The 352-nt window shown below is 72.2% G+C and carries 1 protein-coding gene; it reads left to right on the top strand.

Going from position 1 to position 352, the window contains the following annotated elements; all coding sequences use genetic code 11:
- Positions 1-352, top strand: a 352-nt coding sequence (locus FLO80_RS24360) for a helix-turn-helix domain-containing protein (protein ID WP_149187186.1), incomplete at both ends; no start/stop codon positions are given.

Genomic DNA, 352 nt, shown 5'->3' with positions numbered 1-352 from the left:
TTCGGCCAGGCGGACAACCGGGTGGTCTTCGAACGGCGCTTCCTCGACCTCCCGCTGCCCGGCGCCAATCCAGAGGTGGCGCGCGCCTGCGAGGAGCAGTGCCGCGCCCTGCTCGCTCGCCGCCAGGTGCGCGGCGGTCTGGCCGGACGCATCCGCGACCGCTTGCTGAGGACGCCCGGCCACTTGCCGGACATGCAGACCCTGGCCATGGAACTGCACCTCACCGTGCGTACCCTGCGTCGCCGCCTGGACGACGAGGGCAGCAGCTACCGCCTGTTGCTCGACGAGGTGCGCCAGGCCCTCGCCGAAGAGCTGCTGGCCACCGGCGCGATTCGCCTGGAGGAGATCGCCG

The sequence above is a fragment of the Aquicoccus porphyridii genome, from assembly GCF_008369105.1.
In the GTDB taxonomy this organism is placed as follows: Bacteria; Pseudomonadota; Alphaproteobacteria; order Rhodobacterales; family Rhodobacteraceae; genus Aquicoccus; species Aquicoccus porphyridii.
The sequence above is the reverse complement of the archived record's forward strand: the minus strand, read 5'-3'. Positions and strand labels throughout refer to the sequence as shown.